Raw genomic sequence first — 16,757 nt, 5'->3', positions numbered from 1 at the left:
AGAAAATTAAAAACAATTATTTTGACATTGGATATGTAGTAATGACCGAATTCCACCTTAAAAAATATACTATAAACAATGACTTAGATAACGATATTATCGATCATGAACAATTCGAAGATTTACGTGACTTGTTCGAAGAAGATTTTGAATTACTGATAAGAACTTACATTACTGATAGCAAACAGCGTATTGTAACGCTACGTACAGCGCAAAAAGCGGATGACAATGCCAACGGCTTTGAAATCGCCCATGCACTAAAAGGCGCTAGTGCTAATATAGGAGCAACTCAGCTTATAGTTTTGAGTCACAAGCTACAAGAGCATTGCCGTGAGCGTAAAATTGACCAACAGGCAAACCTAATAGAAGACATTGCATTAGCATTGCAGCATGTCGAACTAGAAATCAATAAAAGACTAAATCCATAATGAGCATCTCTGACTTAACCGTATCATCCCATTCTTCAACATCCACCGCTGCTGACTATTTGTCTTGCTTGCAAGTCGTCATGGTTAATACCACTTTACCTGCTAATATCGGTTCAGCAGCACGAGCAATGCATACCATGGGCCTGTCACGTTTGACAGTCGTCGATCCTAAACTTCCAATCGATGAGACCAGCGTTTCACATGCAGCAGGAGGCAGTGATCTATTGTCATCAGCAGTTATTACGCCGACACTAGAATCTGCAATAGCGGATTGTCAGTTGGTCTTCGCCGCCAGTAGTCGTAGTCGCCACTTACCGCGCCCTGTAGTCACTCCCACGCAAGCCGCCAAAATCATGTTTGACTTTGTTGATAGACAGTCCACTTTTTCTACTGATAAACCTAATATCGCTATTTTATTTGGTCGTGAAGATCGAGGTTTAACCAACGAAGAGTTGGCTTATGCAGACTACCATATTCAAATAGATGCCAATCCTGCCTATCCAGTGCTTAACGTCGCATCAGCCGTCCAAGTGATTGCCAGTTTTATCTTCGCTTACGCACAAACACATGTTAAAACTGACAACAAAGCCGATTATGATCAATTAGATGTGACTGACGGTTTAGAGACGACTAGACACCCTATGCTCAATACTTATACGCGCCAGCAATGGGATGAGCCAGCGATTACCCAACAGCAATTGCAACAGCTTACTGAGCGTACCACTGCATTAATGGTTCAACGCAAATTGGCTGACAGTGAAAACTTAAAATCATTGCCTTCGCGCTTGTCTCGACTTGGCTCTCGCATACAGCTTGATCAAAAAGAATTTCAGCTGTTAAGCGCACTTATTGCCAAACTATCAATAGATTGAAAACTGTCTAAAAAATCCAAACAAATATTGATTTACTTTTTTATTGATATTTTATAGCTCAACGCTATATTTTAGGATGCAAAGCTGGTATAACTTGAAGATGAGTGAGCAAACAGGCTAAAAACCTTACTATTAAAAGTGTATGCTTATAGATGAATCTTTAAAAAAGTAGCATAACTGTCTTACCGCTGACTGTACTTCACTCAATATATTTCATTCAAGAATAGATAGGACGATTTATGTCATTGCCAACTGCCTTATTCAGATCGCTCGCTAGCATCAAACAAGACCTAAAAGAAGATATCGATGCAGTGTTCAATCGCGATCCTGCTGCTCGCAACAGCTTGGAAGTTATTTTAACTTATCCTGGTATTCATGCGCTTATTTTGCATCGCGGGGCCCACTGCTTATGGCAAAATGAGCAAAAGCTCGCGGCCCGCGTGGTATCCTATGGCTCACGCATTATGACTGGCATTGAGATACATCCTGCAGCCAAAATTGGCAAGCGCTTCTTTATTGATCACGGTGTTGGTGTGGTCATTGGCGAGACTGCTGAGATTGGTAACGATGTCACTTTATATCATGGCGTCACCTTGGGCGGCGTATCATGGAATAATGGTAAGCGCCATCCAACCTTAGAAGATGGTGTTATTGTTGGTGCTGGAGCAAAAGTTTTGGGGCCATTCACCGTTGGCAAAAATGCCAAAATTGGCTCAAATGCAGTAGTCGTAAAGACTGTGCCAGCAGGTGCAACGATGGTCGGTAGCGCAGCTCGCATGATTTCAGAGCATCATGATGAAAAAGGCAATCCACTTACAACTAAAGTAGATGATGCAAAGCAGCAAGAAAAAGCAGCGCAGGCGGCACAATCTAAACCTACAACGCAAAGCACGGCACGCGCCACTGCTTTCCAAGCTTATGGTATTGACCCCTCTTCACAAGATCCAGTCGCTGAAGCATTTGCCAAGATGCTCAATCACATCCAGCAGTCTGAAAAACGCTTAGATCAGCTGCAAAAAGCAATGTGCAAAATTGATCCTGATTTTTGTCAAAAAGAATATGACAAACTATGTTTAGAAGATATAGATGTTATCGATAAAGAAGACATGGATGAGGCAAAAGATAAATAGTAGCAGCTGATAACTTGTTATCGAATCTAAAAGCCTAAAAAAGCACACTGGAGTTTGAATTGATTACCTTAGGTCCTATCAAACGCCGTGTGCTTTATGTCACACTTTTTGAAATATTTGCTGTCATGTTGACAACATTCATTCTCGTCGTATTAAGCGGTAGTGATACCAAGCAGTCATTGATACTTGCTGTGATCATAGCTATTACCGCTGTTGTCTGGAATTTCATTTATAACACTCTCTTCGAATATTGGGAGCGACGCAATAAAATCAAAGTTCGTACTTTTAAGATACGTAGTGTCCACGCAATATTATTTGAAGGTGGGCTTACTTTAGTTTGTTTACCACTTTATATGTTTTGGTATGGCGTTGGCATATGGACTGCTCTTACCATGGAGATTTCTCTTACTCTCTCTTTTTTAGTATATACCTTTGTTTTCACTTTGCTCTTTGACAAGATATTTACACTTCCCTATCGAGCTGCTATGGCCACAAAAACCCCCATAAGTCTTGCTAACGAAGATTAAGGTGTTATGAGCGTATTAGCGCTAACTATTCTTCACATCAAACAATACTTCAGCCGATCTATTCAGCACTAAAAACAACATTTGTAGTTAACTCTTTAATTCCTATATTTTCATGCTCTTTAAATGGATAACGGTCTGCCATTATTATCCATTGCTCTGGCCATTCAAATATTATATTACTGCTTAGGCTATTTTTAACGAGAGCGGGTTTAATCATTAAGACATCAATATCCATGGTGACCTTTTTTATTGACGACTGCGCTTCTATTAAACGTTGACGATCACAATCACGTTCAAACTGCTTAAAAATTTGCTGCAGCTGCGATAAAGGCATCTCAGATTTGAGCGAAAGATAAGCACATTGATTGGTGTAGTCAGGTTTGGGTTGCTCTCGAGTCGCGGTAAAATCAGGGTTTTGAAACGCAGTAGACAACTGCATGTCGCCTAACGCGGCTAGACTTTCACAAACACGTGGCAAATAATACTCAGCTTGATGATTACTACCCAAAGCCAATAATACTGCCGTCACGGACTGCGCTCGCAACGCTTTGGGTGCACAAACCTTTAGTGTTTCAAAGTTCAAATCAGTCAATTTCTTATGCATATTATGTATCATTGGCCTTGCTTACGGCGGGCTTGTTTTTATTATCTTTTGCATAACGGGTGATTTGTACCCCTACTGCATCAGCGGGCTTGATAGCTGTAGGTTTAGCAATGCTTAACGTTAATTTATGACAGATGTATTTTGCTAGTAGTTTATCAGCGATTTGCCCAGCCAGATGCTCAAGCAATTGCGCCCTAATATCTTGACACCATTCGCTAACATCATCGCAGACCGCTTTATAGTTTAGCGCATCCTTGACATCATCAGAGACTGCGGCAGCACTTATATCAGTCTCAAGCGCTATGTCAATCAATAAGGGCTGCGTAATGGCGCGCTCCCACGCGTATACACCAATCACTGCTTCTACTTTTAGACCCTTTACAAATACCACATCAGATTCGGTATGAAACATAATTTCATCCTTATTCGCTAATTTTTCGTTTAGGTTATTGATTCTAACGTTTCGCTCAGTTTTTATTTAGCTTGTTGCAAAGCTTCTTCACGTAAACGCTCGGTTTTTAGTACCTTACTAGGCCTATGACGCCATAGGTCAATGCTGAATAATAGCAGACCGAGCCAGATCAAGCCAAAGACTACTAAACGATGCAAATCAAAAGGCTCTTTGTAATAAAACACCGCTAAAAAGAAAATAAAGGTCGGTGTCAGATAATTCATAAAGCTTAAAATGCTATAGGCGACCAGCTTTGTCGATCTATTAAATAGTAATAGCGGTATCAAAGTGATCGGACCTGCCAACATTAATAGCCAAATATTTGACGTAAACCAAAAGCCAAGCTGGCTACTGACCACATCAGCTTGCCAAAACCACCAAATAAAGATAGGTACGAGCATCGTGGTCTCAACGAACATTGCATCAACAGGAGTCAAAGGCGTTTGGCGCTGAATAGTACCATAAGTACTAAAACTAAAGGCGAGAATCAGTGATAGCCATGGTAAGCTTCCCAGCATGACCACTTGAATGATCACAGACAATAGCGCAAAACCAATCGCTACCCACTGCAAGGATCGCAAGCGCTCTTTAAATAAAATCATCGATAAAGCAACGCCAACTAATGGACCGATGAAATATCCCAAACTCGCCTCAAGGATACGATCGTGGTTGACAGCCCACACGTAAGTGAGCCAATTGGTCGCAATAATAATACCTGACAAAAAAGTCAACGCTATCCATCTTGGATTTTGCTTTAAGGTATCTATCCATTGCCAGCGCTTGGTCACAACCACGACGATTAGCAAACAGGCAAATGTCCAAACAATGCGATGTCCAATGATTTCTGTCGCGTTATAAGCCGCTAACTGTTTAAAATATAGAGGAAACGCGCCCCATATACAAAAAGCGATTAGTGCAGTGACGATACCGCTTCGCGTAGTTTTAATCGGGACTACTGGTTTTTTAACAACATTTTGGGTAGTCATAAGGCAAGACAACTTATTAGAGCAAAGCGCGACCTCACCTATTTTTATAAACTATAAAGATTTAGTGGTAAGAGCGCAGGGTCACTACATGTAGGATAAAAGTAAAAAGCAATGCGTTCTACCCATTTAGGTATCAACACATTGCTAACGATGACTGCATATTAAAATAGCGTATAAAGGTCAAAAATATTTCAAATTAATCCTCGTTTAGGTTTGTTCTTAGTAGGTTTAATATTTTGCTACATTTAATTAATGTCTAAGTACTTTTAATAATAGCAAAATAAAACCTTAAGTTTAGAGATGGTTACGCATCGCCTTGATTAACTTGAATAGACATACCGATTTGATTGGCAAGCTCAGCAAATCCTGGGAAACTGGTGTTGACCGTCTCAACCCCTTCAATGGTAATTTGTTGAGAGGCACGTAGACTAGCAACGGCAAAGCTCATGGCAATACGATGATCATGATGCGAGGTGATATGTCCGCCACCAAATACAGGTTGGCTATTATTTACTTCACCATTTTGACTTTGAATACCTTGCCCTTCAATGATTAGACCATCGTCAGTAACCGTACAATCAACGCCAAGGGTTTGTAGCCCTTCTGCCATAACCGCAATGCGATCTGATTCTTTAACGCGTAACTCTTTTGCACCAGTCAATACTGTACGACCGCGTGCACAGCTAGCAGCGATAAATAATACGGGGAACTCGTCAATTGCGAGTGGCACAAGATACTCTGGAATTTCAATACCAACCAAGTTTGAGCTACGAATCGTAATATCAGCGACTGGCTCACCGCCTACATGAGTCTCATTACTTAGGCTAATGTCAGCATTCATTAGCTTTAAGATATCAATAATACCCGTACGTGTCGGGTTAATACCAACTTGTGTTAAGGTCAACTCGCTACCTTGACTGATGGCAGCGGCTACCGTAAAAAAGGCTGCAGATGAGATGTCAGCAGGGACAGCGATATCACCGCCTGTGAGCGTACCACCGCCTTCAACGCTAATACGATTACCATCGACGGTCACAGGATAACCAAAGGCTGACAGCATACGTTCGGTATGGTCGCGGCTAACTTCAGGCTGAGTGACGGTCGTTGTGCCCTCTGCCCAAAGTCCTGCTAATAGCAAGCAAGACTTCACCTGAGCAGATGCCACTGGCATATCATATTCAATGCCTTGGAGCGGCTTGCCAACATTATCACGACCAGTGATACTAAGCGGCGCTGTGCCACTATGCCCAGTACTTTGAATGACTGCACCCATCTCTCGAAGTGGTGCTGCGACACGCTCCATCGGACGTTTATTTAAGCTGGTATCGCCTGTCAACACGCTATCAAATGTTTGCGCGGCTAAAATACCGGACAGCAGGCGCATACTGGTACCTGAATTGCCCATATAGAGCGGCGTTTTACTTGGTTTTAGGCCATTCATACCAACGCCATGAATAGTCAGATTGCCATTATCAGGACCTTCGATTGTCACGCCCATATCACGAAATGCCTGTAAGGTTGCGAGTGCATCCTCCCCCTCCAAAAAACCAGTGACATTGGTCACACCTGTCGCAAGGCTACCTAACATAATACTACGATGGGAGATAGACTTGTCACCAGGAATAGCAATGGTGCCTGTGACGGTGTTACTAGGAGAGATAAGGTAAGAAGCTGACATAGCAGAGGTATCCGTATAAGGGGTGCTGGCTAACATATGGCCAAAATGTCGCCGTGCGGCTTGCGCGCGGCCCAATAGGCCCATCAGGGCGGTTGAATCTTTATCAATGATGAGTTGGCGTATGTCCTGTAGATAGACGCTGTACTCATCAAGGGCGCTCACAATCGCGCTTTGATTGGCAAAAAATATATCATGCCACATCTTGGGGTCGCTAGCAGCGATACGAGTAAAGTCCCGAAACCCGCCTGCTGCATAGCGAAACATATCTAAATTATCGTCATGACTTGCCAGCTGCTCAACAAGGTTAAACGCCAGCAGGTGCGGTAAATGACTGGTATGCGCCAATATAGCATCATGATGCTCAGCATCCATTGCCATGACTGTAGCCCCTACTGCTTCCCACAATCGACGTAGCTTGGCAATCGCGGAAGAATTGGTCGTTGGTAGCTTGCAAATGATGACACTATGATTGGCAAATAATGTGGCGCGCCTGGCATGATACCCTGAATTTTCGGCACCAGCAATCGGGTGTGCAGGCACTAAGCCTACAGGTAATGGGGTAAATACGGCTTTTGCAGCCTCAATGATATTGACCTTAGTACTACACACATCGGTAATAACGCAATCAGTCGCGAGCTGGCCATTATCCATTGCGTTTTTGATATCGGTAAATACCGCTTGTACGGCTTGTACCGGTACAGCAATGACAATCAAATCACTACCACTAACCACGTCACCAATGATAGAGCTACCAGCATCAAGTAAACCATGCTGGATGGCTTCATCAATGCTTGGCGCATGCCTATCTACCGCCACCAAGCGCTCACTTAGACCATTATCTTTGATTGCTTGAGCAAGGCTGGCACCGATTAACCCTAAACCAATCACGCAAACTTGCTTAAATAAGGGCGACTGAGCGTTTGAAAGTGGTTGTTTATTATTGTTCTGATTGTTTTTTTTGCTACTCACGGCGTTTCTCGTTGAACAAACCAATCCATATGTCTACACAAGCTTAAGCGTAGGTTTAGATTAGCGTTATAAAAATTTAATGAAAGAAACAGTACTTTTTATTAATGATAAAGGAGTGACGAACATCCGATTATGACACAGATGGTATTCATCTAAAGATACTGAAATTATCTATATTCAGTACATCCTAGACTAACAGTATTTATTTAATCATTGGTTAAGATGGAGCGCAGCGTATCAATAAGACGTAAATTGTCTTCTGCGATGCCAACAGTAATACGCAACCAATTAGGCAAACCATAACCTGCCAATGGACGCACTATAACACCCTGCTCTAGCAACGCCTGATAAATAGAAATAGCGGTTATATCTTCCATCTCAACTTTTATTTCCACCATAATGAAGTTGGCATGTGACTTGATAAATGCCAGTCCCAACGCATCAAATTGTTTTTCTAACCAAAGCATTTGCTCTTGATTGGTTTTACGCGTTTCTTCAATAAAGCTTTGATCGCCAAGTGCCGCAACTGCTCCAGCAAGTCCAACACGGCTGACATTAAATGGCTGGCGAATACGATTAAGCAGATCCGCTACGGCAGTTGAGCTGAGTGCGTAACCAATGCGCAGACCTGCTAAGCCATAAGCTTTAGAAAAAGTGCGGACAATAACCACATTGTTAAACTCATCTAACAGCGCACGGTTATTACTTTCAGGGCTATACTCAATATAGGCTTCGTCCAATACTACCAATACCGAACTTGGGACGCTTGCAACAAACTTGTGCAGTTCTCTATGCTGAAGCTGAGTGCCTGTTGGATTATTAGGATTGGCAATAAAAACCATCTTGGTATTGGGATTATCTTCTACTGCTTGACGCATAGCATCCAAGTCATGGCTAAATCGCTGCGCAGGCACTTCTATACCTGTTGCTCCTTGCATTTTCGTTACCATCGGATAGACGATAAATCCATACTGACTATACACCACCGCATCATCAGCACTGACAAAGCTGCGTGCCAAAATATCAAGCAAGTCATTGGAGCCGTTGCCTAAAGTAATACACTCTATATTCACATCAGTGAAGTCAGAAAGCGCTTGCTTTAAATAATGACCATTTCCGTCTGGGTAACGCGCCAGCTTTCCTAACTGTTCAGTAATAGCCAATGTTACTTGCGGAGAACATCCTATTGGATTCTCATTGCTCGCCAGCTTTACCACATCAGAAACGCCATATTCGCGAGTCAACTCTTCAACTGGCTTACCAGTTTGATACGGTGCCAGCTCTAAGATACTGTCATAAGCTGGAGTCAGCGGTGACAGTTCTAGCTCTGTCGATTTAGTAGGCTGCATGATTTATCCTTAAATGTTATGTCCAGCTATTACGTATTAATACCAACAATGAACGAATAACAAAGAGTCGTTTACCTAACCTAGCTTCCATAGTTCCTTCGATTCAAAAGAGTTATAAGGCAACCAAGGGCAGATGTATACTTCATACTTTAAGCAAGGTTAACGCTATAACTCTTTTATGGTAAACAGACTATAGCACTGCTTTCGGATATGAGCCTAGTACACGCACATCCTTCACTAACGGACGTATATCAGCGATAGCCGCGCTAACGTTTGGATCTTGAATATGACCGTTCATATCTATAAAGAATACATAAGCCCATTTATTAGGACGTTCAGGTCGGGTCTCAATACTAGTCATCGATACACCATGATACGACAATGGCTTGAGGATTTCGATCAATGCACCAGCTTTGTCATGAGCTGAAACCACAATCGAGGTTTTATCTTGTCCTGATGGTGCAATTGCCTCATGACCGATGATTAAGAAGCGCGTGGTATTGCTAGGATTGTCTTCAATATTTGAATACAGCTTATGCAAATCATACTCGGCAGCAGCAACATCACCGGCAATGGCAGCAGAATGCCATTCGTTTTTGAGACGACGAGCCGCTTCACCATTGCTTGATACTGCAACGCGCTCAACACTAGGGAAATTAACATCGAGCCAATGACGGCATTGGGCAAGCGACTGCTGATGGGAGTAAATACGGCTTAGACTTTCAACCTTAGTATGCTCAGCGACTAAAAAGTTTTGATGAATGGGCAGCTCAACTTCACCAATTATCTTTAATGATGAAGACAAAAACCCATCCAGGGTATGGTTGACTACCCCTTCTGAAGAGTTTTCAACGGGTACCACGCCATACATAGCAGTACCTGCTTCAACTTCACGGAACACATCAGTAATGGTCGTCATCGGTACTGTGTCAGCAGCTTTACCAAAATGCTTTAAGGCGGCAGCGTGAGTAAAGGTACCAACTGGACCTAAAAACGCAATACGCTGCGGTGCTTCTAAATCTAAGCAAACCGACATAATTTCACGGAACAAACGTGCCATCTTTTCGTCGGCGATTGGACCAGTATTGCGCTCCATGACTGCTTTTAATACTTGTGCTTCACGTTCGGGACGATAAAAAATGGGGTTTTGTTCAGCGGCGACCTCATTTTTTGCCACATGCTCTTTTTTGACAGTCGCCACTTGCTGAGCCAGCTTGGCACGGTCATTAATCAGTGTGTGGATTTCAGAGTCTACTGCATCAATACTCTGGCGCAGCTGGTTCAAAAACGCTTGATCGGTCGAGGTTTCGTTTGCGCCTGCGGCAGTTGGATTTAGATTATTTGTGTTTTGCTCTGATGACTGCTCACTCATTACCGCCCATCCTTTTTATTACTGTTAGGTGTCACTACAATCTTAAATACTAACGGATTTAGCATTTCACTAATATATTTGAGGTGTCTTTTTTCTATTTCTTTGTCTACCAATTATCTGACTTGATCGCTTACGATTGACGATAACTTATTTATAGCTCAGCTGTATTTGGTAACTCAGTTTTTATAATTCGGTTTTTATCACCTAGCTTTTATAACTTATCTTTTAAAGTTAATATTAGGTAAATTCGATCGCTAAACAATCGACCGCCTCTACTATAGCAAAAACCGCGCACAGTGCCCATGCGTAAATAAATTAAATGGCGCAAAATTATAATAAAGCGCCAACTTTTTTATGGTTGCTCAGTATATATGCGCTATAGAACAGTACAAGCCAAACTATCATGCAAAATTACATAGCAAATTGTGCTACAGTTTCATATGAGCCATACCGCTATTAGGCGAATGGCTACCGTTAACTGTTTTCATAAGGATATATGATGAGCGCATTACAACAACTTAGCACCATGACCACTATTGTTGCAGATACAGGCGACCTTGCCGCTATTGCGCGACTAAAACCTATCGATGCGACCACCAATCCAAGCTTAATCACGAAAGCGCTTATTAACTCTGACAATCAAGCGCTGCTGCTAGAAACCATGAGCCAACATCAAGGCAATGTAGATGCAGTCATCGACGCACTTACCATTCAAATTGGCTGCGATATTTTAGAGTTGATCGAAGGCCGCGTATCTACAGAGGTCGATGCTCGTTTATCTTACGACACACAAGCGACCATTGATAAGGCTTTAGAGTTTATGGAAGCTTACCAAAAAGCAGGCGTCGACTCTGAGCGTATCTTGATTAAAATGGCGGCTACTTGGCAAGGGATTGAAGCGGCGCGTTACCTTGAGACTCAAGGTATCCATTGCAACTTAACGTTATTATTTGGACAACACCAAGCCGTCGCTTGTGCTGATGCAGGGGTAACACTCATCTCACCTTTTGTTGGACGTATTTTAGATTGGCAAAAACGCCAACAAAATCGCCAAAACGTCCCCGTCTCTGATGATATGGGGGTACAGTCCGTAAAGCTTATTTATCAATACTACAAGCAGCACGGCTATGACACACAAGTGATGGGAGCAAGCTTTCGCTCAGTTGAGCAAATAATCGCGCTAGCAGGTTGCGACTTACTAACTATTGCCCCAAACCTTATCGATGAGCTCGCCGCAATGGATGTGACCGTCACGCCCCAACTCTCGCCTGCTATGGCTAAAGAGGCAGATGCTATGAAAAAGGTCAGCTTGACTCATGAAGCCTTCATCCACGAATATCAACAGGATAAAATCACACAAGACTTGTTGCCCAAAGGCATTGACGGCTTTATTGGTGCACGTGAGGAGCTGGCTCAGACATTGGCAGCGTTACGCTAATAATTTATACAAAACGATATAGCCACCCTTATTCAATAAAAAAGCGCTCTAACTTAACCGTCAGAGCGCTTTTTTATGCACGTTCACAATTTTAAGCTTTTAAAACGGTATAAACAGGTACTGGAAATTCACCATGTAGATCGACTAGATCAAGCAGTACTAAAGCACCTACTACCGTATGCTCAGCTGATCTGCATAGCTCATAAGCAGTCGTAAGCGTGCCACCGGTCGCCAAGATGTCATCAACTAATAGGACACGCTCAGGCGGCAGGTTGTTTTGCATCTCAAGCGTATCTTTACCGTACTCTAGCGCATAAGCCTTGTTGGCAACTGGCGGAGGCAGTTTGCCCGGTTTGCGTAGCAGTATCATCCCTTTACCCAATCGACCTGCCAGTAAGCTTGCAAATACAAAACCGCGTGCTTCAACCGCTCCCAAACAGTCTACTTCATCAATCAGTCCATTGGGTAATGCTGCCAGAAGCGCATCAACGACTTCATCAATATGACTACGCAGTAACGGTGTAATATCATAAAAATCAATGCCGGCTTTTGGAAAGTCAGGTACAGTGCGTATAATTTGCCAGAATGGGTGAGCAGTATTACGCGCATAAGACAGCTCGGACTTGTTATCAACTGGTATAGCAGCGGTAGTAACGCTCATAGTAACCCTTTCTTTGAAATCATATACAGTAGTAAAAGTGCAGATCATGCACAAGTTAGCGGCGCTTATCATAACATAATGGCTGCTATTTTGATGGGAAAACGTAAACAGACAAGGTCAATTACGCTAACTAAAATAAAACCTATAACTTGATAAATGCTTACTTATCTCAATATACAAGTGTAAACTTAACCACGTAAAGTATTGTTCTATGATAAACTACGTGCGTTTTTGCAAGCTGCTAATAGCGATAGAACTAGTAATAATTGATAGGATTATGTATGAAACGTTATGAATGTATTGTGTGTGGTTGGATCTATGACGAGGAGCTTGGCTGCCCTGAAGAAGGTATCGCTCCTGGTACTAAATGGGACGATATTCCTGATGATTGGACGTGCCCTGAATGCGGTGTTGGTAAGTTAGATTTTGAGATGATGGAAGTCTAGATTTACAGAACGCTAACTAGGATATCTCATGACGAATTCGAATTATGCCAATGACGCCCCTTATTCCAGCTCAAACGAGTCTATAGACACACAGGCTATAGGCTCATCTGAGGTGACAGGTTTATCTGATATTTCTGATAGTCCTCTAATATCTGCTGATTCAGCACACAGCTACCCTACACCTGCTTGGGAAAAGCTTGGTGCGCATAACTGGCGCGCTTCAGATCTAAGCGATCATCTTTATCAAGCCATGATCGATATCGGTGATGGTATCAACCTATGTGTCGAAGCTGGCGGAAATCCTGAGCATCCGCCACTGCTTATGGTTATGGGTCTTGGTTCGCAAATGGTGTTTTGGCCAGATGACTTTATTAAACGTCTGATTAATGCTGGTTTTTTTGTGATTCGTTTTGACAATCGTGATATTGGTTTGTCTTCTAAAGTTCAGATTGAAGGATTGCCGCGTGTGAGCCAGCTTAAGATGATGCTGCGTTTGCAAACAGGGCTGTCCAACAAGAGCCAACAGGTCGCTTACAATCTAACCGATATGGCAGAAGATACTGTACGTCTGATCAAGGCTTTGAATCTTGGTAGTACGCATCTGCTTGGTGCCTCGATGGGCGGTATGATTGCACAAATCGTTGCAGCGCGCTATCCAAGTTTAGTAGAGCGTCTAGCGCTGATGTTTACCACGACCAATCGCGCTTTTTTAAAGCCACCTAAACCTAAGCAGTTATATACCTTGATCAATCGCCCTGAGAGTCATTCTGAGCGTGATATTGTGCGCCATAGTGTTTGGTTTATGAAAACAGTAGGGACGCCCGGTCATGTTAATGTACGAACGGTACGCGAAATTGCCAAACTTCGCTATCAACGTAACTTTCACCCGCTAGGTACGGTGCAACAGTTGAATGCTATTTTGGCATCAGGCTCTATTAGTCGCTTCAGTAAACAAGTCAAAGCGCCGACCATCGTTATTCATGGTAGTGCGGACGGCTTACTGCCGGCCTCGCAAGGTCGCGTAGTGGCCAAGACCATTCCAAATGCAAAGTTTCATTTAATTGAAGGCATGGCACATGATATTCCAGCGTACTATCAACCTTATCTTGTTGATTTAATACGCAATCATCTACTAAATTAAACAGTTTATATTGTTTTTTTAAAGCTCTATTCTATTAACTCCAAAAAAAAGAGGCTAGAAGCATAAACGACACATGCATCCTAGCCTTTTTTTTGACAATTTTTTACTCATTTGCGACTATTCGCAGCTGACGTTATCACCTTTTTTATCAATACAAATCTTACTGCCATCTTTTAGATTGCCTACCCACGCTTTGTTATCTTTAAATATAAACGCAGTCCTTTTTTTAGCACTTGTATCTTCAGCGCTGCTTTCATCTTCGACATTGCTTGTATCTTTATTACTGTTATTCTCATTATCAGCAATCAAGCCACTATCCTCAAATCGAAATGGTATAACCAGCTCACCCCCTAGATTTACAAATCCCCATTTATCATTTAGACGCACGGCAGCCAATCCTTCAGAAAATGGACGTACTTCGTCGAAGGAATAAGTAATCATAGTGACATTTTTATCATCAACAAACCCCCAACGACCATCTTGCTGATGGGGCTGTAAGGTAGTGAAAGGTGTGGGTCTTGGTTGCTGCGTCTGGGCAGTAGCAGACATCGCCTCACTATTACCCTCTTTAGCATTGGGGTCGCTGGTGGTTTTGCCATTTTTGTCCAGCCAACTTGTAGACTGGTTTCTACGTATGCGAGCAACTCCGCCTCGATAATCGTCGATGTCAGTAATCGTCGATGAAAAAGGTACGATTGTCTGGTTGCCAGTGCCAATAACGCCATAATCACCGTTTCTTTTGACAACGATACGACCCTCAGATACTGGACGCGCCCAACCTCCATTACCCTTGAACATCTCGTATATGGTAGGGACAACCTCACGACCTTGCATATTGATATAACCGACGCGGCCATGACGCAATACAGGCAATAATCCGCCTGCCATATTATTGGCATCCACCTTTTGGTAGCGTGACAGATCAACGACCCTTTTACCTTTGCTATTAATCAATGCAACTGGTGCGCCAAAGTCTGTTATCGCTAAGTAATGGCCACTAGCGGACGTACAAGAGACGTTTTTATAGTAGCTTTTGGGTATTTTGCAGCTAGCAGCGTTGGCTGTCGGCATTGAAAATACGGTAGTTAACAATATACCAGCCATCAAAGATAGTCGCGAGCCTTGTAATAGTGATAAAGTGGGCGCTGATAATGGTACAGATTGTCGCTTTGATAACATTTGCGCAGCTGTTGACCATTTTAGTATGGATTGTTGAGACATAATCAAACCTAAGCTAACAGTATCAATGCCTACCGTAATCGTTGTTAAAGGCATTAATAACAATAAAAAGTACAAAAAGACGTGCAAAAAAGAAGTGCAGAACTGACTAGAATAGTAAGCGATTGAGACTTACGATTATAAGCAATCACAGTAGCAAATAGTAGCAATTTAACCAACACTAGTCTTGTAAGAATGTGACTCTGATATGCATCATGTGTCAAAAATTTGTCATGTATTAAGACAAGCGATGCATTTATAAAAAAATATCGCCGTTGTTCTCAAGAGATATTAATGCCCCTTGTATAATAAAGTGAAGCGTTTATCATTGTACATTTTTAGCTACTTTTAAGCCGCCAGAAACGTATAAGCCGCTTATAACATCACTATAAGCTCAATGTTTTAACCTTGTTTTTTGCCTTGTAGATTCAAAATTCTTTGCGACAGTCACTATAGTCTGAGCGTTATTTTTATTTGCCTATCTGATCACATGATTGTGGTATAAGGATAATTTATGGCGGTTGCCTCTTCATATTCTGCAACGATTGGTTTAACGATTGGTTGTATTATTTTTGGCTTAGGAAGCCTAATTGTCGCCCATGTCGATATTGGCGGTTGGGCAATGGCGTTTTGGCGCCTTGCTATTTCAGGCGTTATATTTGCAATATTGGCAAAGTTGACTGGACAAAGGATGCCGCACTCAAGGCGTGCCATCATCTACGGTTTATTATCGGGCGTATTTTTAGGATTGGATTTAGCGCTTTGGCATGAGAGTATCTATGCCGTTGGCCCTGGCATCTCAACCTTACTCAACAGTTTACAGATTTTCTTTTTGGCGGCTATCGGGTTTTTATATTTTAATGAGCGTCAGTCTGCTTTACAGCTACTCAGTCTGTGCCTAGCGATGTTGGGCGTGGCGATGATTGGTAGCCCTGAGTTTGCGCATAACACTAACGCGACTTGGGGTTTTATTGCTGGCATTGTGTCAGGAGGCATGTTGGCTGCGTCTATGACTTTTATTCGTAAGACTCATGATACAGAACCGACCCCGATCTTTGTACTGATGCAACTGATTAGTATTGGCGGGGTGCTCGCTATGATCGTGCCAATGCTCGTTTTGGATACGGGCAATATAATGCCTAATACGTTGTCTGAGGTTGGTTGGGTGCTGGTCTATGGCGCGGTTATGCAATGTGTGGCATGGGGGTTAATTGCCTATTCTATACCTAAATTATCATTGGCACTAACAGGACTGCTTTTATTAACTGAGCCAGTTGCAGCGCTAATTATCGATTATAGCTGGCTGGACAAACCTATCAATACTTTACAATGGAGCGGCGCGCTACTGACTATGTTTGCCATATATTTAGGCTCAATCAAACCCAAGCCAGGCGCGCTGCGTCGTTATCGATTTTTTTCAAGGTTTTATAGACGTAAATACTAGTAAAGGCTGTTCATCATTACAATAACTATTGTTAGGTATAAGA

Annotated in this window: 16 protein-coding genes; 8 read left to right on the top strand and 8 right to left on the bottom strand. The window is 42.5% G+C overall.

The features are described from left to right. Positions 1–41 precede the first annotated feature (41 nt). The 4 genes from BTV98_RS06165 to BTV98_RS06150 all read left to right on the top strand — a co-directional run bounded on the left by BTV98_RS06165 (position 42) and on the right by BTV98_RS06150 (position 2,957). Positions 42–428, top strand: a complete 387-nt coding sequence (locus BTV98_RS06165) for an Hpt domain-containing protein (protein ID WP_058368707.1) — start codon at positions 42–44, stop codon at positions 426–428. Next, positions 428–1,300, top strand: coding sequence for an RNA methyltransferase (locus BTV98_RS06160; RefSeq protein ID WP_058368706.1), 873 nt, complete (start codon positions 428–430; stop codon positions 1,298–1,300). The genes BTV98_RS06165 and BTV98_RS06160 overlap by 1 nt, the downstream gene beginning before the upstream one ends. A 239-nt stretch (positions 1,301–1,539) precedes the next feature. Beyond that, positions 1,540–2,430, top strand: a complete 891-nt coding sequence (gene cysE, locus BTV98_RS06155) for a serine O-acetyltransferase (RefSeq protein ID WP_058368705.1) — start codon at positions 1,540–1,542, stop codon at positions 2,428–2,430. Positions 2,431–2,489: 59 nt separating this feature from the next. Continuing rightward, complete coding sequence (locus tag BTV98_RS06150) at positions 2,490–2,957, top strand: PACE efflux transporter (RefSeq protein ID WP_058368704.1); 468 nt, start codon at positions 2,490–2,492, stop codon at positions 2,955–2,957. A gap of 58 nt (positions 2,958–3,015) precedes the next feature. Here BTV98_RS06150 and BTV98_RS06145 read toward each other — a convergent pair whose 3' ends face one another. The 6 genes from BTV98_RS06145 to pheA all read right to left on the bottom strand — a co-directional run bounded on the left by BTV98_RS06145 (position 3,016) and on the right by pheA (position 10,366). Beyond that, positions 3,016–3,561: a 2-amino-4-hydroxy-6-hydroxymethyldihydropteridine diphosphokinase gene (locus BTV98_RS06145; protein ID WP_058368715.1), complete on the bottom strand. Its 546-nt coding sequence runs from the start codon at positions 3,559–3,561 to the stop codon at positions 3,016–3,018. A gap of 1 nt (position 3,562) precedes the next feature. Next, positions 3,563–3,973 (bottom strand): dihydroneopterin aldolase, encoded by a 411-nt coding sequence (folB, locus tag BTV98_RS06140; RefSeq protein WP_058368703.1) that lies wholly within the window; start codon positions 3,971–3,973, stop codon positions 3,563–3,565. Between the two features lie 62 nt (positions 3,974–4,035). Beyond that, positions 4,036–4,998, bottom strand: a complete 963-nt coding sequence (gene rarD / locus BTV98_RS06135) for an EamA family transporter RarD (RefSeq protein WP_058368702.1) — start codon at positions 4,996–4,998, stop codon at positions 4,036–4,038. Positions 4,999–5,302: 304 nt separating this feature from the next. Beyond that, positions 5,303–7,645, bottom strand: coding sequence for a bifunctional prephenate dehydrogenase/3-phosphoshikimate 1-carboxyvinyltransferase (locus BTV98_RS06130; protein WP_075103170.1), 2,343 nt, complete (start codon positions 7,643–7,645; stop codon positions 5,303–5,305). A 206-nt stretch (positions 7,646–7,851) separates the two neighbouring features. Continuing rightward, the gene (gene hisC, locus BTV98_RS06125) at positions 7,852–8,994 is read right to left on the bottom strand and encodes a histidinol-phosphate transaminase (RefSeq protein ID WP_058368700.1); all 1,143 of its coding nucleotides are present in this window, start codon (positions 8,992–8,994) and stop codon (positions 7,852–7,854) included. A 190-nt stretch (positions 8,995–9,184) separates the two neighbouring features. After that, positions 9,185–10,366 (bottom strand): prephenate dehydratase, encoded by a 1,182-nt coding sequence (pheA, locus tag BTV98_RS06120; protein WP_075103169.1) that lies wholly within the window; start codon positions 10,364–10,366, stop codon positions 9,185–9,187. Between the two features lie 499 nt (positions 10,367–10,865). Between pheA and BTV98_RS06115 the strand changes: the two genes are divergently transcribed. Further along, positions 10,866–11,804: a transaldolase gene (locus tag BTV98_RS06115; protein WP_075103168.1), complete on the top strand. Its 939-nt coding sequence runs from the start codon at positions 10,866–10,868 to the stop codon at positions 11,802–11,804. A gap of 91 nt (positions 11,805–11,895) precedes the next feature. Here BTV98_RS06115 and BTV98_RS06110 read toward each other — a convergent pair whose 3' ends face one another. Continuing rightward, positions 11,896–12,465 (bottom strand): adenine phosphoribosyltransferase, encoded by a 570-nt coding sequence (locus BTV98_RS06110; RefSeq protein ID WP_058368699.1) that lies wholly within the window; start codon positions 12,463–12,465, stop codon positions 11,896–11,898. 281 nt (positions 12,466–12,746) lie between these two features. Here BTV98_RS06110 and BTV98_RS06105 point away from each other — a divergent pair, with 281 nt between their 5' ends. Beyond that, complete coding sequence (locus BTV98_RS06105; protein WP_058368698.1) at positions 12,747–12,911, top strand: rubredoxin; 165 nt, start codon at positions 12,747–12,749, stop codon at positions 12,909–12,911. A 112-nt stretch (positions 12,912–13,023) separates the two neighbouring features. After that, positions 13,024–14,052 carry an alpha/beta fold hydrolase gene (locus tag BTV98_RS06100; RefSeq protein WP_058368714.1) on the top strand — a complete coding sequence of 343 codons (1,029 nt, stop codon included), beginning with the start codon at positions 13,024–13,026 and terminating at the stop codon, positions 14,050–14,052. Between the two features lie 117 nt (positions 14,053–14,169). On the opposite strand, the gene BTV98_RS06095 is transcribed toward BTV98_RS06100, so the two are convergent. Continuing rightward, positions 14,170–15,273 (bottom strand): WG repeat-containing protein, encoded by a 1,104-nt coding sequence (locus BTV98_RS06095; protein WP_075103249.1) that lies wholly within the window; start codon positions 15,271–15,273, stop codon positions 14,170–14,172. A 511-nt stretch (positions 15,274–15,784) separates the two neighbouring features. On the opposite strand from BTV98_RS06095, the gene BTV98_RS06090 reads away from it, so the two are divergent. After that, positions 15,785–16,714 carry a DMT family transporter gene (locus tag BTV98_RS06090; protein WP_075103167.1) on the top strand — a complete coding sequence of 310 codons (930 nt, stop codon included), beginning with the start codon at positions 15,785–15,787 and terminating at the stop codon, positions 16,712–16,714. Positions 16,715–16,757 lie beyond the last annotated feature (43 nt).

This window comes from Psychrobacter sp. Cmf 22.2 (assembly GCF_001921745.1).
Classification (GTDB): Bacteria; Pseudomonadota; Gammaproteobacteria; order Pseudomonadales; family Moraxellaceae; genus Psychrobacter.
The sequence above is the reverse complement of the archived record's forward strand: the minus strand, read 5'-3'. Positions and strand labels throughout refer to the sequence as shown.